A 25763-nucleotide genomic window follows, 5' to 3' on the forward strand; every position below is an offset into this window, starting at 1 on the left:
CCGCCAGCTGCTCGGGCGTTATCAGCCAGTTTGCAGAGCCCGCATCGCCCCAGAGGAGTTCCGGGGTTTCTTGCTCTGACTCCCAGTCCGCCTCAGAAACAATGGTCAGCAGGTTCACCGTGTGCCCCTGCAGGTTCTCGTCGAAATCCCGCGGGTCATTCTGAATAAAGTAGGGGTAGCCGCCAATCCGGGAGTACTCATCACTCTCCTCATACGGGAGAGTAAGCTCCTCAACAGCGTTTGCCCGCTGAATCCTCGCCCGCTCGTCGTCTCCGGCGGGCAGTTTATCCTCGGGATACAGCTCGTCCCACACTCGTGCAAAATCGGGATAGTAGTAGTGCGCAGTACCGGTAACCCCCTGCTCGACCACGCTGAACGAGAGCGCAAATTCCACACTCTCCGGTTCGATAGGCCAACCGATCGTGTCCCAGTCGATCACCGGCAGCGGCGCATCCGGGTTCGGCTCACCCACGCTCTCGTAGTAGAGCACCCGCCAGTTCTCTTGAACCGCAGGCTTGTTATAGTCATACCCCCACACGGTGTCGTGAGGATCAATCCAAAATTGAAGCATACCGCTCTTCGGGTAAATATTATTCTGCGGCAGCTCAGCACAGTTAATCTGCGCAATCATGCCCAAGGGCTGGCCGGATGCATTCGTCGGCACGGATTCTTCTACAGGCAGGTACGGCACTCCCCCGAACTTGGAGGCGATCTTCGGCAGCGGCTGCTGCGATGGGGTTGCCGTAATCCTGATAGCCTGCTTGAGTTTTCCCTTATTCATAACGTCAAGGACTCGACGCACCTGCGCTTCGGTGTTTTTCGCCGCGTTCTGCTCGGTGGTATTCATATGTTCCTCCGGGTGGTTGGTTCAGTGCTACAACCATCAGAACACATTTTGCGGTGCCGCGCGCAGAACTTCGTCACTCGTGCGCTCATTCAACGGTGTATTTTTTTAGGAGGCCACACGCTGCATGATTCGGAACATGACTCTAGGCACCCCAAAGATTCAGGGGGTGTGGTGTATCAAGTATCTTGAGTACGCCACACCCCCCTGAATAAAAATCAAAACGGGTCGGTTAGCTGCTCGACCACTCAAAAATCACGTTTGAGAAGTCACCCGCCGCCAGCTGCTCGGGCGTTATCAGCCAGTTTGCCGCGCCTCCACCGCACCACATGAGCTTAGGCGAACCGTCATGAGGCTCGGCCCAGTCCACCTCAGAAACAATGGTCAACAGGTTCACGGTATGCCCCTGCAGAGCCTCGTTGAAGAATCGGGGGTCGCTCTGCACAAAGTAGGGGTACCCGCCGATCTTCGAGAATTCGTCGTTTTCCTCGATCGTGAGGGCGGCACCCTGCGCCTCCTGGTAGCTCTCAAGCTGCGATTCGGGGTACATCTTATTCCACACGCGCGCGAAATCTTCATAGTAGTAGTTGGCGGCGCCGGTAATACCCTGCTCGATCACCTCGAACGAAAGCGCAAACTCGGCCTGCGTGGGTTCAACGGGCCAGTTGTCCTTGGGTTCCACGGCAGGAAGAGTCGTGTTCGGGTCTGGCCTGCCCACGTTCTTGTAATAGATAACCCGCCAGTTCTCCTGGGATGCAGGCTTCGCGGCATCGAACCCCCACGCCTCGTCCTTCGGGTCTATCCAGAATTGCACCATGCCAGTTTTTGGATAGATATCATTCGGCGGCAGCTCTGCACAGTTAATCTGCGCGATCATCCCTAAGGGCTGACCACTGGAGTTTGTCGGCGCCGAAGCACCCATAGGTACATAAGGAATGCCCCCAAATTTTGAGGCGGTCTTTGGCAGCGGGGTCTTAGAGGCGGTTGCCGTGATGCGTACCGCCTGCTTGACGTGGTCTTTATTGAGAGCATCGGCAACATGCTGCGCTTTTTCTTCTAGAGTGCTCATGGACATCCTCCAAGGCGTGGTTAATGGCATGTATTAACCATGAGAACACACTTTTTTATAGTATGCCTTGAATATCGTTGTGGGGTGAAAAACAAATGCATCCGCATACCGCACAATGTGAACCAGTAACAACCACCCCCACCCGGAACCCATGAAGGATTCAGGCAGGGGTGCTGTCGCTGTGCTGCGCATATTAGATGTGCTTATCGATTTCCTCAATTACGCCCAGAGCCGCGGTAATTCCCGCGTTTAGGTAGAACATATCGGAATCTACCTTATGAGCGTGCTTCTCCTTGACCGCCTTCAGGCTTTCCCACAGCGTCTCAGAGGTGAGCTTGGATTCGTCGCCGCCCTGCACGCCGTAGAAGAGATAGTCGCCGTCTGCCTGGTCAAGGTTCTCGGAACTCAGGTCAATCGAGGTCTTGCCTTCCTGCTGCGCGGCGGGGCGGGCGAGGGAAGCATCCTCACAAATGGAACCCACAAACGAAGACTTCGCGTATACGCGGGTACGATCCCCAGCAGTGTAGAGGAAAGAGAAGGTCTTCTCTTTACCGGCCTTCTCGCCCAGTTTCTTGGCTTTATCCTCGTAATCCTTGAGCATCTCCTCAGCCTTAGAGGTAGCACCCAACGCCGAGGCGATCATCAGAAAGTCCTGCTTCCAGTTATGCCCGGTACCCTCGGTCACCACGGTTGGGGCAATCTTTGAGAGTGAGTCGTAAACCTCTTCCTTTTTATTGGTGTTGTTAATCAGGATGAGGTCGGGGTGCAGATTTGCGATAGCACCAAGGTCGGGTTCGGTGCGCTTGCCGACCTTGGCTATCTTATCGAGTTCAGTCGACTTATCGGAGAACTTGGTCTTGAGGTATTCGGGCACGAGGTCGGCATCGTTAGCGGTTGCTGCGCCAATAGGTACCAAGCCCAAAGCGAGAACATCGTCAAGCTGCCCGGTCGAGAGGATAACCACGCTCTTGGGGGCAGATTCAATCTTGGTTTCGCCGCGGAAGTGCTTGACCGTACGCGGGAATTCGCCATCACCTGCGGTCGAACCCATGCCAGAAGGAAGGGCTGAAGGAGCGGGCTTTGCGCTCGTCGATGCAGAGGACACGGATGCGTTGGAATCAGAAGAATTGGAAGACCCGCAGGCGGCAAGGGCGAGGGCGCTGAAGGAGCCCAGGGCAAGCACGCCGAAGGATCGTCTGGTCAATGAACGGTGAGAGTCCCTGTGTTGGGGTGAACTAGTATTAGCCATAGACTGAGGATACCCTTATAAAATAGATAATGCCATATTAGCCCTGTGTTTGCGTAGGATAAATCACATAAATATGTCCTAAATATTATGCGGCTGTCGCCCAGATTTTCGGGCAGCAAACCGGCATAAGACCCCACCACACATAACCTCCCGATCACCACAAGATAGAGTACGCCTATGAGTTCATCGCCCCGCCGGGGTAAACAGCCCGTCACCTCCAGGTCTGACGGGGCAGGCGCATCCGCCCAGAGCACGACGGCGACGCCAGCCGAACAGCCAAGTACCCCAAAGCCTTCGCTATCACGCTGGGGTCTGGCACTTCTGATAGGGCTGGCTCTTTTAGCGGTTCTTATCGTGCTCTCCGGGGCAGTTGGCTCGCGCATGTTTTCCTTCGAGAAGGCGCTCGACGGCTTTCTGCACCCGGATGCCGCCACAATCGAATCAAAACTGATTTGGTTCAAGCGGATGCCCCGCACACTCGCCGCTATTATGGTGGGCACGGCACTGGCGGTTGCGGGCGTTATTATGCAGGCGCTCTCACGCAACCCTCTCGCCGAACCGGGGCTGCTGGGCGTGAACTCCGGGGCGGCTGTTGCGGTCGTTGTGGGCGTCGGCATTTTCGGGGTATCTTCCCCCTTCGTGCAGCTGTGGTTAGCGCTCGCCGGTTCTGGTCTCGCGGCGGGCACGGTATTTCTGCTGGGCCTTATCGATTCCAAGCCGAACCTGGATTCTACCGCCCGCCTGGTGCTTACGGGTGTTGCGGTGAATGCCTGTTTAGGAACGATCACCGGCATTATCACTATGTTCAATTCCCGGGCTTTCGACTCACACCGGTTCTGGGTGGTCGGTTCCCTAGAAAACCGTACCTACGAGCAGGTTTTCGCGGCGCTTCCCCTCGTGGTGTTGGGGCTGGTTCTATCGTTCATTCTTATCGGCCCCCTGCGTGCCCTAGCGCTAGGTGAGGATGCGGCATCCGGCCTGGGCGTGCCGGTCACCCTCGTGCGCGGTGCCTGTATCGTGGCGATTATGGCTCTATGCGGCGCGGCGACTGCGGTGGCCGGACCCATCGGATTTGTGGGGTTAGTGGTTCCGCATGCGGTGCGCCTGCTGGTGGGCACCGATATTGCACGGGTTTTACCGCTTTCGCTCGTCTACGGACCGGTGCTGGTTCTGACCGCCGATATTGCCGGGCGCGTGCTTGTTCTTCCCGGGGAACTTGAAGTCGGTATCGTGACCGCGTTCATCGGTGCACCCGTGCTCATGGTCCTGGTACTTCGGCTTAGTTCCGGGGCGAAAGGCCGCAAGCGCAGCATCCTGGGTGTGAAGGCGGCACAGCACGAACAGGCAGGGACGGCTCCGCAGACGGCGGGAGGTTCCCGGTGAGCCAAACGACGCACACGAATAAGTTCAATGCGGCGAGCACATCCCCGAATCCCCGCAGAAAATCCGGCGCACGACCGACTATTCCCGGGCGGTACCGCACTCCCCTGCCGCGCACACTTTTGGTAATTGCGATCATGGTAGTGGCCGCCTGCATGACGCTCATGTATGGCACCTACAATATTTCCCCCGCCAACGTGCTGAACGTACTTTTTCAGGGCGGCGGCAGCGATATTGACCGGTATTTTATTTTGGATCAGTATCTGCCAAGAATCGTGGCAGCTGCCGTGGTGGGTGCGGCACTGGGGCTTTCCGGGGCTATCTTCCAATCGGTTTCCCGCAACTCCCTCGGCTCGCCGGACATCATCGGCTTCACGGTCGGTTCGGCAACCGGCGCGCTCTCCATCATTCTGGTCGGTTCCTTCGACAATTCCGGCGTGAGTATCGGCATGGGTGCACTTATCGGCGGCTTCCTCACCGCCACCGTGGTGATGCTGCTTGCGGGTATACGCGGCGGCACCTCTATGGGGCAGCGCATGGTACTGATCGGTATTGCGATCAGCGCTATGCTCGCATCGGTCAACGATTACCTGATCACCCGATCCGATCTGGAAAAGGCGGAGGCGGCCAAGACCTGGCAGCACGGCTCGCTCAATGCGATTTCTTGGGCCCAGGTGACAGCACCGGCGATAGCGCTTGCTATTACGATTCCACTGGTGCTGATGCTCACTCGCTACCTGCGCACCCTAGAACTGGGCGAAGATCTGGCGGCGGGCTTGGGCTTACCGGTACGGCGCACGATCAATATTTTGGTAGCCGCAGCAGTACTCTTGGTTGCGGTCGCTATCTCAATGTCAGGGCCCATAGGTTTCTTGGCGCTCGTTGCCCCGCAGATTGCGCGGCGGCTGTGGAATACCCCGGGTGCGGCGATGTGGCACTCAGCGCTTCTGGGTTCAGCCCTGTTAGTGACGGCTGACTATGCAGCATCACGAATTCTTTCACCCTTCCAGATTCCGGTCGGGCTGATGACCGGTGCTCTGGGCGGTGCCTATATGCTGTGGCTTCTGCGCCGGAGTAAGTAGCTTGGGTTTCTAAAAATGTGCGGACGTATCCATGCCGCAGGGGTGCAGGATTTAGTCGCTTTACAGGGACCCTGTCAGACTCGTTCGTACCTCACTCGCCTGACATCCCTAGGCGCTTTAAATCCTGTGCACTTCAGATATTCGATAATTTTCGTGCTACAAAATCAACCCACACAGTTATATTCTAAAAACGATATATAAACTTGTCAGAGCATATATTCCACATTCCCTATCTGGAATATATGCTGTATAAAACCTCTCTTGGCGGCTCGGCACGGTTAAAGTGTCAGGGTGCCTAGGTACCGTCGAGGTATCAGAAAAATACCCCGCACTTTCACGGGGCGGCACCCCACCGAGAGAGGATCAGCACCTATGGCACAGCACCCCCTAAGCGCATCCCGCATCGTTGCAACCGCCGAGGATATTGTTAGCGCCGATCATCAGTTCCTCATGTCCACAGGAACGCTCGTACACCACGAAACCTTCAATATAGAGGCTATTCGCCGCGATCTAGAACAGCTCATTGCCGAGCGTGTTTGTCTACAGGTCGCCCCGGCGTCAAATTCCTGCGCCCGGATGCTCACTCAGCATCGTTATGGCGAGGCCGGATTCCAGCAAAATCTTCACGAATTACGCCGGGCGGCGCAAAACGCTATCCTAATGGTTTTCCCGCACGATCAGCTTGAGATTGGTCTTCGTTTCGAGCGGATTCAGGGCACCAAACTGGCGCTGACGCATATGTATTGCAGCCCTCGTTATGGAGATGCCTGGTATAAGCATTGGGCGCCGCGGGTGCTGCCCTTGGAAGGGTATGCTTTCGCCACCGAGAGCCGCCCGGGTTCTGGCGATTTCAGGATTAATACCGCGCAGTTCCTCAATATGCTGGGCCTGTTGGAGGTCGCCATGATGGGGCTTGACGTGAGTGAATGGGACCTGTGGGAATGCGAGAACCCCAAGGACGCCTGCACCAAATTCAAACGGGAACGCCGGGATGTGCGCCGCCGCATCCGCGAAGATTATGGCATGACCGCTTAGGATTTTCGGGCAGAGCAAAGCTCCCCACCCACCGAACGATGCGGTGCGCGGGGAGCCAGCACGGTTACGGATTAGCCACGGTGTGCGTAACGGTATAGGAACGCCGCCATAGCCTCACGACTGATGCTCTCGTGGGGACGGAACGTTCCGTCATCCCAACCGGTCGTAATCTTGCTGTCATGCAGCCAGGCAATTTCACGGTAGAACATGTTCTGTTCGGGAACATCCTTGAAGGGCGCATTCTGCACTTTAACCGGCGGTTTCCCAGAGTAACGGTAGAAGAACGCCGCCATAGCCTCGCGGCTGACGGGATCGTGCGGGCGGAAGGTCTTATCAGGCCAGCCGGTTGTAATACCTTGCTGCTGGAACCAGACGATTTCCTTGTAGAAGGGGTCGCCTTCCTTCACGTCGGTAAAGGGAGATTCCTTCGGCAGCTGCACCTCAGGCGAGCCGGACATACGGTAGAAGAACGCCGCAATAGCCTCACGTTCGATGCTTTCGTGCGGGCGGAACGTGCCATCGACCCAGCCGGTCGTGATGTTCTGCCCGGCAAGCCAGGTAATCTCGCGGTAGAACATATCGCCTTCGTGCACATCGGAGAACGACTGAGCGCGCTCTGCCGGTTTACTCGGCTCAGGTTCGGTAGGCTTGCTGGGCTCCGGCTCGGCAGGTTTCGACGGTTCCGGTGCTGGGGTCGTCGGGGCCGGGTCAGCTGATTTACTCGGTTCAGGGGTTGGAGCAGGGTCAGCAGGTTTGGTAGGCTCAGGCGCTGGTGCCTTGGAGCTTTCCGATGGCTCGGGAGTTGGTGTTTCAGCCGGTTTGCTGGGCTCGGGCGCGGGTTGCGTCGGCTCAGGGGTTGGTTCCGGGGTCGGATCAGCAGGTTTCGGCTGTTCGGGTGCCGGTGTCTTGGCGGTATTCACCAGGCGGTTGAGCCACAGGTTAGATTCCAGACCGTCATTCTTCTCAACCATCGTGGGGAAGATAATATCCCCATTCGGCAGCTCAAGCGCGTTGTACGACCCGCTCTTATCGGTCGAACGCAAGTCGGAGAGCGGCACATCGTGATCGAATTCGAGGGTCTTTGATATCCAGACCAGGCGGCCGTTTGCGGAATCGACCGCCACAATCTTGTCGCCAGCGGTGAAGAACGAGGCGATCGCCCCCATACCGTGCGGCGCGGTGGAGCTTTCGCGCACCGTTGTGAAGGAAGAACCATCGTACTTGAGAACCTGCACGGCGCTGGCGCTTGCGGCGTAGTTATTCCACCGGTAGACGTATCCGTCTGGAGTGGTCAGCAGTCCGTTGAGGCTGGGTGCCTCTTCCGCATCTTTGGGCTGGGTTTGCTCAACCACCGAAATACCCTGAGCGCTCAGGTGAAGCAGCTGACCGTTCTGAATCTTATTGCCCTCTTCGTTGTACACAGATTTATTGGGGCTGTATAGGAACGATCCGTCGGGCAGCGGCGCAAGCGTGCGGGTGCTTCCGGTGAAAACGTCGCCATAGTATTCGCTCAGGTCATCGGCGTGTGCTACCGAGGGGTCAAAGTCCAGCGGAGATTTGACGGTCTGCGCTTTCACCGTGCCGTCGGATGCGACGTTGACGTACCGCGCTTGCCCGCTGCTATCGGCGGTGAGCACAGCCCAGCTGTTGGTCGCTTCGTTGTAACCGAGCGCCAGAATATTTTCGGATTCGCTGAAGGTGACACCCGCGAAAGTACCCTGAGATACAAGCTTGCCGGATTCATCTACCCGGTAGCGTTCCAAGGCGCGAGTATTCGCGTTCACAAACACGATATCGCCGGTGGCGGGGTTGGCGGCAAAGTGCGCGCTGGAACCCATCGGCAGGGTTGCAGACTCTGTCTGCTGCAAAGTCTTTGGGTCGATGACCGCGTAGCGTGCATCCGCCCCGCCGCCGAAGCTTTTACCTGCCGCGTAGAAAAGATAAGAGCCCGCGCGCACGGTATTTTGCGGATTATTAATATCGGTACCCGAGTTCAGGCTCTCACCCAGTTTATAGCCGCTGCTTTGGGCATCTTTCGCCTGAGTACCGGAATACGAGAAGGTGAGAGCGTCCAGCCCCACGCCGTCTTCGTAGAAGTTCGAGAATGCGTGATTACCTTCGGCGGTGAGATTAGCCGCAACATTGCTCCAGGTGACAACGCCGTCTTTTTCACTCTGCTGAGCGGTTTTGAGCGAGAGCTTCGCCATCGGGATTTCGTGGGGTCCTTCCCACTGCCCGGAGGTGTAATTTTTGGTGCGTACAACCATGTAGAGCGTGCCGGTGCCCTGTGCCGCATCCACCTCGATGCGCGGGTTTGAGAGCGTTAGGTTCAGCGAGCATTCTTCGGGTTTATTGCGGTCGGCGCAGTGCGAGATATATTGAACTTTGCCGGAGCCCTGAAGTGAAACTTGGTTACCGTCCTCGGAAACTTTGGCTTCTTGGTTGGGGAAGGTGAACAGGTCGGTGGAGTTGTAGCTTGCGCCTTCGCTGACCTTGTACGGTTCGCCGATGTAATTGCGGAATGAGGTTTTGATACCCCAGGTGATATTTCCGGTGCTCTGGTTCTGTTCGGCGGTTACCGCTACACCGGAATCGGCGTGAGCGTTTACGGCCAAAAGCGGATTTGCGGGCAAGAGCATTGTGCCTGCGAGAGTGAGTGCGCAGATGCGTCTGAGGGTGCGCTGGCGCGATGCAAACGTGAAAGACATGTGTAATCCTCGTTGATCTATTGAGTTAGGACACCCTTACTGTAGCAACATCCTACCCTTAATACAAAAGAGCTTAACACCACTCTGTGACGAGTTGTCGCTACAAAGTGTTCATACACTACAATACCCTCACTTCGCTGCAATAGAGCGCTAACGACAACATGCAGACCACCGAAAACTCTAGATTTTATTCGATATTTCTAATACTAAATACCGTGAGAATATTTTTAATATACTCTTCTAAAATGCTTAATATTACGGCTAGAACCAGCCACGCTTCTTAAAGAAGAGATACACCACCACACACGCCACCACCATGAGCACGAGCGACGCCGGGTATCCGTAAGTCCACTTCAGCTCGGGCATATCCTCAAAGTTCATACCGTAGATAGATCCAATAATCGTAGGCACCACCAGGATTGCGGCACCCGCCGAAATACGCTTCATATCTTCGTTTTGCTGCTGCGCCACAATCGTATCGTGCACCGTAAGCGTATTCTGCAGGGACGTGCGCAGATCCTCCAGGCGCTCCTTAACCTGCACCACGTGATCCTGAATATTGCGGAACTGCCGCTGCAGCTCATCCTTCTCCTGCGCGATTTCGGTTGCGGTAGCACCCGTATAGGGGCTGACATCAAGTACGCCGTCACGAATCTGCTGCATGATGCGCGCGAGCATCATATCGAGCGGTTTGCAGGCACGCTGAAAATCGGCAACCTGGTTGAGCAGTTCGTAGGTGCGGCGTGACAGTGTGCGGTCGCCAGCGCCGGTTTCTTGGAAGAGCGCATTCTCAATTTCATCGCCGTCGTTTTCGAGCCCTTCGAGCACCGGCATGTAACCGTCTACCGTCTGGTCGATGATGCGGTGCAGCAGGCGTATGGGCGAGCCGTCCGGAGTGGCGTAGATCAGGTTGAAGAGTTCATACACTGCCTGCTGCGGATGTATCTGGTCGTTCACGATGCTCAACAGGTAGTCACGCCCCAAGAACATGTGCATCTCGCCCAGGCGCACCTCTTCTTCGGCATCCAGGTAGATGGCGGGGCGTACCACCGCAAACAGGGAGCCTTCGTAGCTTTCAAGTTTGGCGCGCTGATGCCCGTGCGAGGCGTCTTCGAGCGCAAGTTCGTGCAGGTTAAAGGTTTGCTGAAGCTCGCGCAGCTCCCGCGCGTTCGGGGTCATGTAGCCGAGCGCCACGCTTGCGCCGCCCTCACGGTAAGCATCAAGCGCCTCGGACTGGGTAACCCCCATACGAATGCGGTCCTGCTGCGGATAAATAGCACCGGTTACATACGACATAGGTTAAGTGTAGGGGTAGGCCCCCAGGTGCTAAAAAGAGCCTTTATTCGAATAAAGAGTATTTTTCGCCGCTTTATTGGAATAAAGAGCCTTTTTATGCAGGGGATTTATCGAATGCGCCGGTAGATCTGAGTTGCGGGGTCCCGCTCAAGTATTCCGTGATCCACGCCGTAGCGACGCACCAAGGCAGGGTCATCTGTGTACTGCCTGATGCGCTCGTTCACCTCACGCTCCGAAAACTGCTCGGAGGCAGGAATACTCTTTTGAAGAATCCAACGCAAAAGAGCATTCTTATCCTGCGCACGTGAGGGCCAGGTATGCACTCGTCCCTTGACTAAAAACCGCTCAACATCATCTGTTACCTGGTTTTTCGCGGATTTCAAAAGACTCAAGTAGTCGGAGAATACCTCGGTAACCTGCCAAAGCCCATCCTCTGACTTCTCAATGAGCCTGACTGCTTCAAGACGCGCCAACAGTTTACGATCACGATAGTTAGGCGTTTTCGGCACATCCTGCACGATAACCTTGGCATACATTTCTCGGGATTCACCATTCACCAGTGCAGCTATCACCGGCAAAATGTTTTGCACCTTTTCCATAAGTCAGTTTTACAATTAATACTTTAAAATCATCCCTACAACAGATTTGAAGCCCTGGCGACCTTTTGTAGTGCCTCCCAAGATCCCTGTGAAATATTTGATCCACCTATACTACTCGCAGAAAACTTAGGTCTGCATTCATGAAGGACTTCTGAATTATGAATATCATCAGTATATCCATAAAATTCCATTTTAGATTCATATGTAAATATTTTATTTACGAATAATAATTTCATATCGTTTTCAGGGACATAGTGTTCCCATCCGTCATCCAGTTGATAGAATATAAATTTTGAAAGAAATGCAGAAACCCAATCAGCAAATTGAATATTAGCAGATATAGAGCTATCAATATGCATAGGAGGCTCTACAATTTTATCCATTTCCGGGTATTTAGAGCTTCGTGAGAAAATATGTGCGTACGCCAAACTCATATAGGGCTTCCTTTCATTCTCATTAATCTGATCCATCATCACCATAATATTCTCGTCGCTTGCGACTGCATGACGCGCCAGACGATTTAATACTTGGCGCATAATAAAATCATGCATGTCATCCATCCATTGACGCAGACCTCCTTCATCTCGTTTACTGTATCTATAATCTAGAGATTTATTAATTTCTGGAAAAGTCCCTCGTGGTTTTTCTTTGACAAAATAAAATATTTTACCGCCAAGATAATTGAGTTTATTAACTAATTTCATAAAGTATTTAATATTTTGAGGATATAATTTATATGTATTAACCCTGAATACATCAGATCCTTTAACTTCAAATCGTCCGGGAATGTCAGATTTATTATATTCCTCTCTGTAAAGCCTATTTCTAATACTCACAAAGTACGCTCCAAATTCACGAGCCTTATCATCTGGAATAATAAATCCCGCGTAACCAAAAGCTGGGGAAGTATTGTACTTAGGATGATCTTTAGAAACATACTCTGTCCTAGACCCAATCTCATCAATATATGTCAGCAACATGAAAAATCCTACCTAGCCTTAGATACACGTGATGCCGCAACTTCTAAAGTTACGGCATCCGGAACGGCGTTCTGAGGGGCCAAACCCCACTACTACCGATAATTAATCTACCGGTTTTCAGAACGTTCTGTCAATAGAATCCTTCAGATTATGACGAGCCTAATCCATCAAATCGCGGACCACAATAGTCTGGTCGCGGTCGGGGCCTACGCCGATCGCCGAGATGAGGCAGCCAGAAAGTTCTTCAAGCTTATGCACATACTTGCGGGCGTTCTCGGGCAGCTCGTCCAGGGTTTTCGCATCCGAAATGCTCTCGTTCCAGCCGTCGAAGTACTCGTAAATCGGCTTCGCGTGGTGAAAATCGGTTTGCGTCATCGGTATTTCATCAAAGCGCACGCCGTCCACCTCATACGCCACGCATACGGGAACTTTCTCAAGTCCGGTGAGCACATCCAACTTGGTGATAAACAGGTCGGTAAACCCGTTGATGCGCACCGCCTGGCGCGCAAGCACAGCATCGTACCAGCCGCATCGGCGCGGACGCCCCGTGTTCACGCCGAACTCGCCGCCGGTTGTGCGCAGAAAATCGCCCATCTTATCGAAGAGTTCGGTGGGGAACGGGCCAGCACCCACGCGGGTGGTGTATGCCTTCTGAATACCAATCACGCGAGAAATACGGGTGGGGCCAACACCCGATCCCACGCAGGCGCCCCCGGCGGTCGGGTTTGAGGAGGTCACGAACGGGTAGGTACCGTGATCAACGTCGAGGAAGGTCGCCTGGCCGCCCTCCATGAGCAGGGTTTTACCCTCATCCAGTGCCTTATTGAGCAGCTGAGTAGTATCAACGATCATGGGTTTGAGCCGCTCGGCGTAAGACATGAAATAGTCCACGATTTCGTCTGCCTCAACATGGCGGCGGTTATAGACCTTCACGAGCAGCTGGTTTTTCTGCCGCAGCGCGCCTTCAACCTTTTGCCGCAGAATCGACTCATCCAAAATATCCTGCACGCGAATACCCAGGCGCCCTACCTTATCCATATAGGCGGGTCCAATACCGCGCCCGGTCGTGCCAATCGCACGCTTCCCCAAGAAACGTTCGGTGACCTTATCCATCGTCTGGTGGTACGGTGCCACAAGGTGAGCATTTGCCGAGATTTTGAGTTTAGAGGTGTCGGCGCCGCGCGCCTGCAGACCCTCAATCTCAGAGAAAAGTGCCTCCGGGTTCACCACCACGCCGTTGCCGATCACAGGCGTTGCGTTCTCGCTCAGAATGCCGGCGGGAAGCAGCTTAAGCTCAAATTTTTGGCCGTTCACCACCACGGTATGCCCAGCGTTGTTGCCGCCGTTCGGCTTGACCACGTAGTCCGCGCGGGGTCCAAGCAGGTCGGTTGCCTTACCTTTACCTTCATCGCCCCACTGGGCGCCCACGATCACAACAGCTGACATTCTTGCTCCTCTAGGATGTACTCCCCGCCGTTTCGGCGGCCGTGCGCGGGTTCTTCAAACCCTCTTAGGCACACATTTGTTAATCATAACGCGACCCTGTGAAGGTGCATCTATTATTTAGCGATTGCAACACATTTTTCCGTGGGTTTCTGCGGCGTAAACCCCGTGATTCGGCGGTAAAAGCCGCTTTGGAGGGCCAGCATACAGGATGCGCGCCCGGGGCAACCTGCCGCGAGCGCGCATCCATGAATTATGCCCGGGTATATGCCCCAGGTACCGCATGAACCTTCTTATTTGAGAATCTTGATGAAGGTCATGGGGTAGTCGTACATTTCACCGCGATTAGCCGCGATAGCGCCTAAGATGTGGAAGATAATCATGAGTATGCCGGTGACTGATACCACCAAAAACCATATCGGAGACAGGATGAAGAGGGTGATAACCATCAGGAGGAATGCGGCGGTGTTAATAACCCACATGGAGAAGTTGAAATTGAAGGCGCGGCGCGATGATTCTTTGGTGAATTCGTAGCCGGGCTTGTCTTTGTAGATTAGCCAGAAGATGAGCGGGGCTATGAAGCTCAGCGTGTTCAGCGACAGCAGCATGGCGAGAAGCGATGAGAGGTGCGCGAATATCGCCATGTTTTTTGCGTCCGGGGTAATACCTTGGTGGTTATATTCTGGCCGTTGCTGGCTGTACCCCGGACCCGGCTGTTGGTTATAACCGGGCTGATTCTGGTAGTTCGGCTGTCCGTTGTTGTAGTTAGGGTCGTAGGTCATAAGAACCTCCTCAATGCAGCGTGTTGGGCTGTGTTTTACAGTATATGCCGCCTACCTTAACGCAACATGGGAATCGTGGGGAGAGGATATTTGTAGTCCTCACCGGAATTTGCTTTGACCGCCCCGATAATGTGGAACACGACAGCGGTAACGCCCAAGCCCGCGATCAGAAGCCACAGTATGGGAAACATCGCAAAGAACAGCATAAATGGTTCGCCGGATTGGCTTTGCGCCCCTAGGATGAGGGATATTACCATCAGCAGAACCAGCAGCAGGAATGAACTAAAGATAATGATAACTAAGGTCACACCCAGGTTGAAGGCTCGTGCGGCAGCATTGCGTACCCGCTCATAGCCGGGCTTGTCTTTGTAAACCGCCCAGAAGATCAGCGGAATTAAGAATCCTGCAATCCCGGAAAGATGCGCGAGCATCGCCATATTGTTAACGTCGGTGGGCTGCTGTATCACGTAGACCGGCTGCCCGTAACCCGGTTGTGGATAGCCTTGGCTCGGCTGCTGTGGGTTGTATCCCGGCGGGTATGGCTGCTGGCCCTGGTTAGGCTGCGGATTCTGCTGGTAGGGGTCTTGGTTGGGGTCAAAGTTTGACTGGCTCATGTTTTCACCCGTTCTGTGTGTTGTCGTCTTTGTGTTTCGTGGTTTCGTGTACGAGTTTTACCTCGGCTCTGTCTTCGGTAAGGATTGAGGTAAAACCCTGCCCGATGCACCCGCCGCCTCGGTACTATCGCAGGATAGGCAAGGTGGGCAGAGGGTACTTATAGTCTTCACCAGAGTTTGATTTAACCGCGGCGACAATCTGGAAAATAATCATCAAAACCTGAACAACGCAGCTTATCAGAACCATGAGGGTTATGGGCGCGAACATACCCATGGCACTGGAAACAGCGGTGCTCGGATCGTTAGTCGATGCCATACCGGGTACAACCATCGTAAAAATATAGACAAACCCGCTCAACAGGGTGATAAGAACAATAAGGTATCCCGTCAGCCCAAAATTGAAGGCCCGCGCGGCGGCGCGGCGTGCCAGTTCGTACCCGGGTTTATCTTTGTAGATAGCCCAGATAACGAGCGGAATAATAAACCCACCTAAAAGCCCGGAAAGATGCCCCCACATGGCAACCGTACTGACATCATTGGTTTGTTGAGTCACATATATAGGCTGCCCCGGTGGGTACGGCTGTTGGTACTGTCCCTGGTTAGGTTGCGGGTTCTGCTGATAGGGGTTGTGGTTGGGATCAAAATTTGGCTGACTCATGACAATATTCCATTCTTGAGGCTGCTGCCCCACCCCGTCGGGTCTGATGCAGACTTCCATGCGAGCCGGGCACAGCATCCTTACCGTGCTCGACGATATGAGCAACTCAGCTTCGACAAGGTTTTTATTCGGTGTTTTTGGTCTTTTTATCATAGCGCGCACCATATTTATACGGTAGATTTTTGTGGCACGAATACCGGATGTTTTGAGGGAATATATAGAACTATAGAAGTAAAGAATTTACATTTATGTATAAATTTTATAAATATTTTTGGTGTCCTTGATAAAACTCTAGAGTAAAACTTCTTAGAATTGATAGTGCAAGACACATCGTTTTTTAAAACGCGATGCGCTCGCATATCACACCGAACCATAGTTACCAAAAGTGCTGACTCGGGTTCGACACTATCAAACACAAGGAGCATCATGGCATCCACCAACACCTGGCGGGCGTGCACCCGCATCGGGTTATCGGCGGTTCTAGGGCTCGGTCTTATCGCCTCCACGGCGGTACCACTCAACGCAGCAGAGACACCGTTGAGAGGGCAAGACCCAGACCTGAGAACCTCACAACAGCACACGCAGCAGCAGGTACTCTCCCCCAGCATGCTAAAGGCGCAGGGCACCATACCGGTCTACGTCAAGTTCAAGGGTCAAGGCGCCTATGAGCAGACCCAGCCGCGGGCGGTTCTGCAGAACAGGCAGGCACCCGTGAACGCTCAGGCACAGGTGCAGGCGATCAAGACCCGCGTAGAGTCACAGGCGCAGTCCGTAGCGGGAGAATCGCACGCGAAAGTTCTATACACCACCCATAACGTAATGCCGGGCGTGGCGCTCATGGGCGATGCCCAGGCGATCCGTGAGCTCGCATCCCGCCCGGATGTTGAGCGCATCAGCCCGATCGTGCCGAAATACCGTCAAAATGCGGGTTCCGTCGTCGATACCGGGGCCGCCGAGAATTGGGCGCGGCAAAACACCGGGTATACCGGCAAGGGCATCAAGATTGCGGTGATCGATTCGGGAATTGATTACACACACGCCGACTTTGGCGGGCCCGGCACGAAAGAAGCCTTTGACGAAGCCACGAAACTCACCAATATGCCGGAAGCATCGTCCGGTCTCTACGACCCCGCGAAGTTCTTAGGCGGGTACGATCTTGCCGGTGACGACTATAACGGACTGAACACGGCAGTCCCCGATAACAACCCGATCGACTGCATCAGCGGCGGTCACGGCACCCACGTGGCGGGTACCGCAGCAGGTTGGGGCGTGGATGCGCAAGGCAAGACCTTCCGCGGTGACTATTCCACGCTGACACCTGAGAAACTGGGCGAGATGAAGATCGGTCCCGGTTCTGCACCGGATGCTCAGCTTTACAGTTTCCGCGTCTTCGGGTGCAGCGGTGCCACCAACCTGGTGGGTCAGGCTCTCGATAAGGTGCTCGACCCCAACGGCGACGGCGATTTCTCAGACCGCGCGCAGGTGGTAAACATGTCTCTTGGCGGCGAGTTCTCGCCCGAAGATGACCCGGAATCCTACGCCGTCGAAACGCTGTTCCGCCAGGGTGTGCTCGCCGTTGTCTCGGCGGGTAACGCGACTGGATACAACGGTGTAGGCGATACCTACTCGGACTCTGGCCAGCCCGCGAACGCCATTTCGGCGCTGACGGTGGCGAACTCGGTGGGTTCAACCTACGCCATGGATGCGGCGCAGATTCTTGCGCCCAGCCAGATTGCCGGGAAGATTCCGGGCGACTATTCGGTGGACTACAACTACTCGAAAGCCTCCGAAGAGACCCTGCGGGGTCAAGTCGTTGCGGCGCCCGCATCGAATAAGTTCGGGTGTGAGGCATTCAGCGCCGAAGACGCCGCCAAGCTCAAGGACCGGTGGGTCTTTATCGAGTGGGCAAACGAGGACGGTACTATTTCGTGCGGCTCGAAAGTCCGTTTCGACAATGCGGAGAAAGCTGGCGCTAAGGGCGTCGTCCTGTCCTCCCAGGAAGAGCGCGCCGAACTGGGGATCGCCGGGAACGAAACTATTCCGGGCTTCAGGGTGGCGAAGAGCGCATCCGATAAGGTTCGCGAAGCCGCACAGGCTGGCACCCTAGAGATTCGCCTGGGCGAAGACCTCAAGGGTGGTCTGCGCGTTCAGAGCGGTAAATTTGATGAGCTGACAACCTCGAGCGCACGCGGGTTCCACGGCTCGTACGGGTACACGAAGCCCGATCTCGCCGCTCCGGGGAATAATATTTCCTCTGCCGCCGTGGGCACCGGAACGGGCTCGATTCAGTACACGGGTACGTCGATGTCTGCGCCCTTTGCCTCCGGTGTGGCGGCGCAGGTGTTGCAGGCGCATCAGGATTATTCGCCGATTCAGATCAAGGCGGCAATGATGAACAGCGCAGATCATGACCTGCACGATGCCGCCGGGCATACCTACGCGGTGGATCGCGTGGGTTCGGGGCGCATTGATGCGAAGGCCGCTGTTGATACCCGCGTGCTTCTGTACAACGCGGACCGTCCCGAGCAGGTCTCGCAGACTTTCGGCGTGCTGGAATATGCGGCAGATGCAGGCCAGCAGTCGCTCACCCGCGAGATGACGGTCGAGAATTTCGATTCCAAGGCGCACACCTACTCGATTTCCTATGCGGGAAGCACCGATATGCCCGGTGTTGAATTCTCGATGCCTTCCAGCATTACGGTTCAGCCGGGTGAGAAGAAGAATTTCCAGGTGAAGGTCACGATTGACCCTGCACGCTTGGAGAAAACTATGGACCCGGCGATGGAAAAGACCCAGTCCTCCATCGACCTGAACACGGGTAAGACCATGGTTCCCGAGCAGGCACGGCAGTTTATCGCCTCCGAATCCGGGCGTATTAAGCTGACCGAAGGCGACCAAACCCTGCGCGTTCCCCTGCATGCGGCACCCAAACCGGTTTCGACCATGAAGGTTGCGGGCAATAACGTGCAGGTTCCCGCTGGCTCCTCCCAGACGCGAGTCACGTTAGAGGGCACTGAGCTGAACCAGGGCGGATACCGCTCCCTGCTGGGGGCCTTCGAGTGGGGCGCATCGGTGAATCGTGTTAACCCGAGCAACCTGTGGGTCAGCAGCGATATGAAGGCGAACCTACAGCATGTGGGTGCGTCCTCGAACGCGCCCGCGCTCAAGGAAGCAGGCAAAGACCCGAACGAAGGTACGCTTTCCTTCGGCATCAGCACGTGGAGGAACTGGGATGTGATCTCTGAGGAAAACACCTTCACGGTCAATATTGATACGGACGGCAATAACCGCGCCGATTACGTGCTCAAAACCGACCGTTCCGCAGGGTTGGACTTCCCGATTGTGCGCCTGATGGGCTACAAGAACGGGTCTTTGGAGCAGCTCGCCTACTATCCGCTCAACGGCGCCTGGGGCGATACCGATACAAACATGATGGACACAAACACACTCATCATGAGCGTGCCCCTGAAGGATCTGGGTTTGACGGCTGAGAACGCCCCGCAGATTCGCTACAGCGTTGAGTCCATCACCCAGTACGAGTGGGAGAACGTCAGCCAGACCGACTGGATTACCTACAGCCCCTTCGCCCCGAAGGTGTGGTTCAGCGGTACCGAGTCGAGCATCCCCGGGATTTTCGCGGATGCGCCGGCCACCGAGCTGACGCTGCACCGCGCCTCGGATGCGGGTTCGGCTAAGGCTCTCTTCCTGCACCTGCACAACGGCACCGGAGACCTTTCGGGTTCCCAGGGTGCGAGCGGCGAGCGCGCCCAGGTGCTTCCGGTGAGCGAGCAGAGCACGGAGACCCCTTCTGCCCCGCGCTTCACGGATGTGAAGGAGGGCGATATGTTCTACACCGAGATCGCCTGGCTGGCGCAGCGGCGTATCACGACCGGCTACCCGGATGGTTCGTTCCGTCCCGCCGAGAATACGAGCCGTGCCGCCATGGCGGCGTACTTCTACCGCCTGGCGGGTTCGCCGCAGTTCACCGCGCCGAGCACGCCCACGTTCAAGGATGTGGCTCCCGGCGACCAGTTCTACAAGGAGATTGAGTGGTTTGCGGCGCAGCGGCTGACGACGGGCTATGCGGATGGCACCTTCCGCCCGCAGGATGCGGTTAACCGCGATGCTATGGCGGCGTTCTTCTACCGGTATGCGGGCAGCCCGGCCTTCACGGCACCGGATAAGCCCACGTTTAAGGATGTTGCCCCGAATAGCATGTTCTACCGCGAGATCGAATGGCTTGCCGCGCAGAAGGTGACGACCGGGTGGCCGGATCAAACCTACCGCCCGTTGGAGCCTATCCACCGCGATGCGATGGCGGCGTTCCTGTACCGCTACAACCAGGGCGTGCTCAAGGCTGAGGGTTAGCCCCCCTAATCCGCCCCGCGAGCAGCGGTTTTCGCCCGAGAAGGTGGGAAAATCCTACCTTTTCGGGCGTATCCCCGCTTCTTACGAGGGTTAACACATATTCACTCCGCATCATCTGTACATTGTTACCTTCAAAGGATCAAGGAGTATGATATGCTTCCGAATCATCGCAGACGAGGCGCCTTAGGGTGCCTTGCCGCCGCGACAAGTATTCTGTTAGCGCTTGGCACGCCTGCCAGCGCAGACATAAACCCAGGCGGTATCAACGAAAACGGGCAGTATGTCGCAACCCCCACACCGCAGAGTTCAGATGCGCTCTCCCCCACCATGAAAAAGGCGGAGGGAGATGTGCTCGTCTTCGTTAAGTTCAAGGGTCAGGGTGCCTACGAGCAGACCCAGCCCGACGAGGTTCTGCACAATAAGCAGGAACCCGTTAAGAAGCAGGGTGAGGCCACCTCTATCAAGGAGCAGGTCGAGAATCAGGCTCGCCAAGCGGCTCAGGATTCCGGTGCAGAAATACGTTATACCGTGCACAATACGATGCGCGGCGCAGCCCTGCACGGCGATGCCGAGAAAATCCGTTCTCTTGCCGGGCGGGATGATGTCGAGCGCATCACCCCCATTGTGGCGAAAAAGAGCATGAATGCGTATAGCGATATAGATTCTAAGGCCGTGCAGGCTTGGGCCGAAAGCACCGGGTACACCGGTAAGGGCATCAAGATCGCGGTGGTCGATTCCGGAATCGACTACACCCACACCGACTTTGGCGGGCCCGGCACGAAAGAAGCCTACGAAAAAGCCAAAACCCTGACGGACCTGCCCGATGCCGACTCCGGGCTTATCGACCGGTCCAAAGTGGTTGGCGGCATCGACCTCGTGGGTGATGACTACAACGCTCTCGACGCGGGTTCGACCCCTAAGCCCGATAACAATCCGCTCGACTGCCGTCCTGAAGGGTATGGAACCGGCGGGCACGGCACCCACGTGGCGGGTACCGCGGCGGGGTACGGGGTGAATGCCGACGGCAGTACCTTCCGCGGCGACTACTCCAAACTCACCGAAAACGATCTCAAGAACATGAAGATCGGTCCCGGTTCCGCCCCCGAGGCGCAGCTGCTGAGCATCCGCGTGTTCGGGTGCCAGGGCAGCTCAAACGTGGTGATGCAGGGACTCGACCGCGCCCTAGACCCCAATGAGGACGGCGATTTCTCGGATCGCGCCAATATCATCAACCTGTCCCTCGGCAGCGAATTTTCTCCGGCTGATGACCCTGACTCCGCTATGGTGGATGCCCTCGCGCAGCAAGGTATTCTCACCGTCACGGCGGCGGGTAACGCTAATGAGTTCAACGGCGTGGGCGATACCTACTCGGATTCGGGCAGCCCCGCCAACGCCGCATCCAGCATTTCGGTTGCGAACGCCAACGGCACTATGAGCGTGTCTGATCAGCTCAAAATTGTCAGCCCCGAAAACGGAATTCCCCTTGATTTTATTGACGGCGTCTTTAGGGACTTTAAGTTTATTGATGGTGACTATTCGCTCAATTTCCCCCTCGATAAGGCACCTGCCGATAAACGCACCGGCTATGTCACCCTCGCGCCCGAACGCAACCATGACGGCTGTAAACCCTTCACCCCGGAAGAGGCTGAAAAGATCAAGGGTAAATGGGTGATGCTCGACTGGGAAGTAGACTACACCTACAAGGTCAACTGTTCCTCCGCCGAACGTTTCGATCATGTTGCCCAGGCGGGTGGCACGGGCGTGCTGCTCGTCCTCAAGGACTATCCTGCCCAACAAGGGTTTGGCGGTAACGCCACGATCCCCGGGTTCCGCATTAACACCGCCTTCGCCGCAGACATAAAACCCTACGTGGAGGCCGGAACTTTCAAGGTTGAAGCGAATGAGGCTTATAAGAAGGCAACGCATATTCCTACCAGGCTCGAATTCGGCCTCAATTCTATGAGTTCTCGCGGTCAGCACGGCACCGAAGGATTCATCAAACCCGATGTTGCTGCGCCGGGAGTTGATATTTTTTCGGCGTCAGTCGGCCAGGGCACCGAAGGGGTTTACAACACCGGAACCTCAATGGCGGCACCGCATGTCTCCGGCATTGCCGCGCAGGTGATGCAGGCGCATCCAGACTATACCCCGGCTATGGTGAAGGCTGCGATCATGAACAGCGCAGACACCAATGTCACCAACAATTCAGGATATAAATATGCTGTTGATCGTGTGGGGTCTGGCTTCGTGAACGCCAAGAAGGCGGTCAACGCGAAGGTTCTGGTCTACAATGAGGAAACTCCCGAACGGGTTTCCCTATCATTCGGCGTTCTCGAATATCCTCTCGATGGCGAAGACCATACCGTAACCCGCAATATTGTCGTGCGGAATATGGATTCGGTGGCTCACACCTACGAGCTTTCGTACCAGAATGGTCCCGAAATCCCTGGTTCAGGTCCCGAAGTACCGCCCCTGGTGACCGTAGAACCGGGTGAGACCGTCAAAGTTCCTATCACCTTCTCGACTTACACCCCCTTCCTGGAAAAGACCATGGATCCCACCCTGGAGAAAGAGCAAACTGCCATGGCCTATACTGATGGGCAGTACCAGCCTATTATCTCGGGCAAACGTCAGTATATTGCGAGCGTCTCCGGCCGCATACTCCTTAAGGACGCGAACCAGGACGATTGGGAGGAGCTTATACGCCTGCCCGTTCATGCGGCGCCGAAGCCTATCTCTACGATGAAGGTTCAAGGCTCTGAGATTCAGTTTGAGAATGGTAAAGCCACCGAAACCACCGTCAAACTCGCCGGGCAGGATGTGAACCAGGGCGGCTACCGGTCCATGATGGGAGCCTTCGAGCTGGGGGCTGCAAGCCCGCGCATCCCCACCGAGAATTTGGATCTTCCCTCAAGCCAGAGCATGGATCTGCAGTATGTAGGTGCCGCTTCGGACGCTCCGGCGCTCAAGGCAGCCGGGCAGAATCCGAACGACGGTAAGATCTACTTCGGTATTTCAACCTGGGGTATTTGGGATTCCATGCACCCGGGACGTCAGCTTCAGGTGACGCTCGATACCAACCGTGACGGTAAGCCCGACTACAACCTTGAGGTGGGGCCCGAAAAGGGTCTGGATTACCCACTCGTGAAGGTGTGGAAGGCGAATGGGGATACCTGGGAAATAACCAATCGGTACCCGCTTAATGGCGCTTGGGGCGATACCGATACGAACATCATGGATACAAACGTGATGGTGCTGGGTGTGCCGCTCAAGGATCTGGGTTTGACAGCTGACTCGGCTTCGAGCATTGACTATGCGGTTTCAACGAACACGTGGAGCAATGCGAAGGCTGGCGGCGACTATGTTGATGCCACCGAGAAGATCTCTTTCAACCCGTTCGCGCCGAAGGTATGGTTCGAGGGTGAGAGCGCGGGTGTTCCGGGGCTCTTTGCCGACCGTAACGGCGGCGAGGTAAAGGTGCACCGCGTTGAGGGCGAGAAGCCTTCGGCACTCTTCCTGCACCTGCACAACGGTACCGGCGATTTGAGCGGTCAGAACGGAGCTGCCGGTGAACGCGCCCAGGTGGTTCCGCTGAGCGAGCAGCAGCAGAGCAGTCTGCCGGGTCCCTCAGAGCCTACAGAGTCTCCGAAGGATAGCTCACTGCCGGGCCCATCAGAACCCACGGAATCTCCGAAGGATAGCTCGCTACCGGGTCCCTCAGAGCCTACAGAATCTCCAAAGGCAGATACGTCTTTGCCGAAATAGCGTGCGGAATACGCCAACTATGCGTTAGCACGCTGACCTGGCTGTATACCGATTCCGGTATATAGTCCACACGGTATATAACCAATCACGAATATGCTCTCGGTTCCTCCGGCAGTGAGGGAATCGAGAGCATATTCTTATATTCCGATACTGATATAAAGCCTTGTCCGTGCCTATGTGTGAAGTTTTGGCGGGTCTCTAGCACATCGGTTTCACCACGACAGGTTATCCCGAACGATGAAACAATACCCCCGCAGTAGAAAGCTCTAGGTTTATTAAGAGGCTTTTCACTGCGAGGGTATTGTTATCGACTCTGAAAGTCTATGCTCTAGGCCTTACTAATCTTTCAAGATCTTCAAGGCGGGCAGCGGGTACTTATAATCCGTCTCTCCCGCATTGGCCTTCACCGCGCCAATAATGTGGCATACGAAAGCAGCAATCCCCCATATACCAACAACGATTGCCACAACCACCATGAGAATAAGGGCTACAACCGCAAGTCCACTGCTTTTCCCAGCTACAGCAACTACTGCCAAAATAAGGGGAATGATCATACCCACAATCGTTGCAATCGAAATGGTAATCGAGACGTTGAAGGCACGCGCTGCGGCACGTTTAACAACCTCGTATCCGGGCTTATCCTTATAGATCGACCACATAATAAGCGTGGCGATCCAAGTAAGCAGAATGGATATATGCGCGAACGTTGCCTTGCCCTGCGCATCCGGCGCCTGTCCCGACACCGGCTGAGGCATACCCTGTGCGGGCTGTTGGCCATATTGATTGGGGTCAAAGTTCTGTTGGCTCATGATAGTGTACTTTCATTCGAGGTCTATCAGTGCGATGTGTGGGGTTCACCGAATATTAGGCGAACCTATCCAAGGCTAACAAAAATGCAAATAGTTCCGCCTGTTTTATACACCGCGACACTTTGTAGTATTTCTAGACTAAAAACAATAGCAAATTAGCTCTTTGTAGCAAAAGATTCGGCTAATCTTTTAGATTAGTTGCATTAACTTTCGTTCCCTCAGCAAAACGGCGCCCGCGTACACTAGAAATATGCGTGAACTTCAGGAAAAAATCGTGGCACAGATGGGTGTTCGTCCCAATATGACCGAAGACCAGGCGCGTGAGGAAATACAGCGGCGCGTACAATTCCTCTGCGACTACGCGAAAGCGACCAGCACCCGCGGATTCGTGCTCGGCATTAGCGGCGGCATCGATTCCACACTGGCGGGCAGGCTCTGCCAACTCGCCAGCGAAAAACTCAACGCTGAAGGATACCAAGCTCAGTTCATGGCGGTGCGCCTGCCCTATAAAACCCAAGTCGACGAAGAAGACGCACAAAAGGCCCTCGAATTCATCGCCCCCGACCGTGCCGTCACCTTCAATATTGCGGATGCGGTCGATGGCTTCGACACCGCCTACACGGCTGCCGTGGGCACGCCCATCAGCGACTTTAACAAGGGAAATATTAAGGCGCGTGCCCGCATGATTGCCCAGTATGCGCTCGCTGGCGACCCGTCCCTGCTGGTCGTCGGCACCGACCACGCGGCGGAATCCGTGACCGGTTTCTTCACGAAGTTCGGCGACGGAGGGGCGGATATACTGCCGCTGTCCGGGTTGAATAAGCGGCAGAATCAGCTGCTTCTGAGGGTTCTGGGCGCATCCGAGCGGCTGTGGGCTAAGCCGCCGACAGCCGACCTGCTTGACGGTATCCCCGGGCGCACCGATGAGGACGAACTCGGCATCACCTACCCGCAGATCGACGACTACCTGGAGGGTAAAGAAATTGACCCCGCCGTCGCCGAAAAGCTAGAGACTATCTACCTGCGCAGTCGGCATAAACGCACGGTTCCAGTGGGTATCGCCGATACGTGGTGGAAGTAAA

Annotated in this window: 18 protein-coding genes; 6 read left to right on the forward strand and 12 right to left on the reverse strand. The window is 55.4% G+C overall.

The genetic code is table 11. From position 1 onward, the window contains the following. From HMPREF2958_RS01630 to HMPREF2958_RS01640, 3 genes are all read right to left on the reverse strand, one after another. On the reverse strand, positions 1–847 hold an 847-nt coding region (locus tag HMPREF2958_RS01630; RefSeq protein ID WP_070695976.1), incomplete at its 3' end, for a YwqG family protein. Between the two features lie 229 nt (positions 848–1076). After that, complete coding sequence (locus tag HMPREF2958_RS01635; RefSeq protein ID WP_013398359.1) at positions 1077–1913, reverse strand: YwqG family protein; 837 nt, start codon at positions 1911–1913, stop codon at positions 1077–1079. 193 nt (positions 1914–2106) lie between these two features. Continuing rightward, the gene (locus tag HMPREF2958_RS01640; RefSeq protein WP_083313672.1) at positions 2107–3162 is read right to left on the reverse strand and encodes an ABC transporter substrate-binding protein; all 1056 of its coding nucleotides are present in this window, start codon (positions 3160–3162) and stop codon (positions 2107–2109) included. 177 nt (positions 3163–3339) lie between these two features. Here HMPREF2958_RS01640 and HMPREF2958_RS01645 point away from each other — a divergent pair, with 177 nt between their 5' ends. The 3 genes from HMPREF2958_RS01645 (at position 3340) to HMPREF2958_RS01655 (ending at position 6659) form a co-directional block, all read left to right on the forward strand. Next, a complete protein-coding gene (locus HMPREF2958_RS01645) occupies positions 3340–4545 on the forward strand; it encodes a FecCD family ABC transporter permease (RefSeq protein ID WP_070695980.1) in 1206 nt (401 codons plus the stop codon). After that, the gene (locus HMPREF2958_RS01650; protein ID WP_070695982.1) at positions 4542–5624 is read left to right on the forward strand and encodes a FecCD family ABC transporter permease; all 1083 of its coding nucleotides are present in this window, start codon (positions 4542–4544) and stop codon (positions 5622–5624) included. The genes HMPREF2958_RS01645 and HMPREF2958_RS01650 overlap by 4 nt, the downstream gene beginning before the upstream one ends. A 372-nt stretch (positions 5625–5996) precedes the next feature. After that, positions 5997–6659, forward strand: coding sequence for a hypothetical protein (locus HMPREF2958_RS01655; RefSeq protein WP_070695984.1), 663 nt, complete (start codon positions 5997–5999; stop codon positions 6657–6659). A 71-nt stretch (positions 6660–6730) separates the two neighbouring features. Here HMPREF2958_RS01655 and HMPREF2958_RS01660 read toward each other — a convergent pair whose 3' ends face one another. The 8 genes from HMPREF2958_RS01660 to HMPREF2958_RS01695 form a co-directional block, all read right to left on the reverse strand. Next, positions 6731–9367: an HtaA domain-containing protein gene (locus HMPREF2958_RS01660; protein WP_070695987.1), complete on the reverse strand. Its 2637-nt coding sequence runs from the start codon at positions 9365–9367 to the stop codon at positions 6731–6733. Positions 9368–9628: 261 nt separating this feature from the next. Further along, positions 9629–10663 carry a magnesium and cobalt transport protein CorA gene (locus HMPREF2958_RS01665; protein WP_070695989.1) on the reverse strand — a complete coding sequence of 345 codons (1035 nt, stop codon included), beginning with the start codon at positions 10661–10663 and terminating at the stop codon, positions 9629–9631. 107 nt (positions 10664–10770) lie between these two features. After that, a complete protein-coding gene (locus tag HMPREF2958_RS01670; protein ID WP_070695991.1) occupies positions 10771–11262 on the reverse strand; it encodes a DUF2087 domain-containing protein in 492 nt (163 codons plus the stop codon). Between the two features lie 35 nt (positions 11263–11297). Next, entirely contained in the window at positions 11298–12242 is a 945-nt protein-coding gene (locus HMPREF2958_RS01675; RefSeq protein ID WP_048754612.1) for a DUF3800 domain-containing protein, read from the reverse strand. 159 nt (positions 12243–12401) lie between these two features. Next, positions 12402–13688, reverse strand: a complete 1287-nt coding sequence (locus tag HMPREF2958_RS01680; protein WP_070695993.1) for an adenylosuccinate synthase — start codon at positions 13686–13688, stop codon at positions 12402–12404. Positions 13689–13978: 290 nt separating this feature from the next. After that, entirely contained in the window at positions 13979–14467 is a 489-nt protein-coding gene (locus tag HMPREF2958_RS01685; protein WP_070449974.1) for a DUF4870 domain-containing protein, read from the reverse strand. Between the two features lie 56 nt (positions 14468–14523). Further along, positions 14524–15081, reverse strand: coding sequence for a DUF4870 domain-containing protein (locus HMPREF2958_RS01690; protein WP_070695996.1), 558 nt, complete (start codon positions 15079–15081; stop codon positions 14524–14526). 124 nt (positions 15082–15205) lie between these two features. Then, on the reverse strand, positions 15206–15739 hold the full coding sequence (locus HMPREF2958_RS01695) for a DUF4870 domain-containing protein (RefSeq protein ID WP_246825864.1): 534 nt from the start codon (positions 15737–15739) through the stop codon (positions 15206–15208). 426 nt (positions 15740–16165) lie between these two features. Here HMPREF2958_RS01695 and HMPREF2958_RS01700 point away from each other — a divergent pair, with 426 nt between their 5' ends. Together HMPREF2958_RS01700 and HMPREF2958_RS01705 are read left to right on the forward strand one after the other, a co-directional pair. Next, positions 16166–20107: a S8 family serine peptidase gene (locus tag HMPREF2958_RS01700; RefSeq protein WP_070695998.1), complete on the forward strand. Its 3942-nt coding sequence runs from the start codon at positions 16166–16168 to the stop codon at positions 20105–20107. Positions 20108–20260: 153 nt separating this feature from the next. Continuing rightward, positions 20261–23872: a S8 family peptidase gene (locus tag HMPREF2958_RS01705; RefSeq protein WP_070696000.1), complete on the forward strand. Its 3612-nt coding sequence runs from the start codon at positions 20261–20263 to the stop codon at positions 23870–23872. 338 nt (positions 23873–24210) lie between these two features. On the opposite strand, the gene HMPREF2958_RS01710 is transcribed toward HMPREF2958_RS01705, so the two are convergent. Further along, complete coding sequence (locus HMPREF2958_RS01710; protein ID WP_070628087.1) at positions 24211–24681, reverse strand: DUF4870 domain-containing protein; 471 nt, start codon at positions 24679–24681, stop codon at positions 24211–24213. A gap of 250 nt (positions 24682–24931) precedes the next feature. On the opposite strand from HMPREF2958_RS01710, the gene nadE reads away from it, so the two are divergent. After that, positions 24932–25762, forward strand: a complete 831-nt coding sequence (nadE, locus tag HMPREF2958_RS01715) for an ammonia-dependent NAD(+) synthetase (protein ID WP_070696003.1) — start codon at positions 24932–24934, stop codon at positions 25760–25762. The last annotated feature ends 1 nt before the right edge of the window (position 25763 follow it).

Origin of the sequence: Rothia sp. HMSC036D11 (genome assembly GCF_001814205.1) — a bacterium.
Classification (GTDB): domain Bacteria; phylum Actinomycetota; class Actinomycetes; order Actinomycetales; family Micrococcaceae; genus Rothia; species Rothia dentocariosa.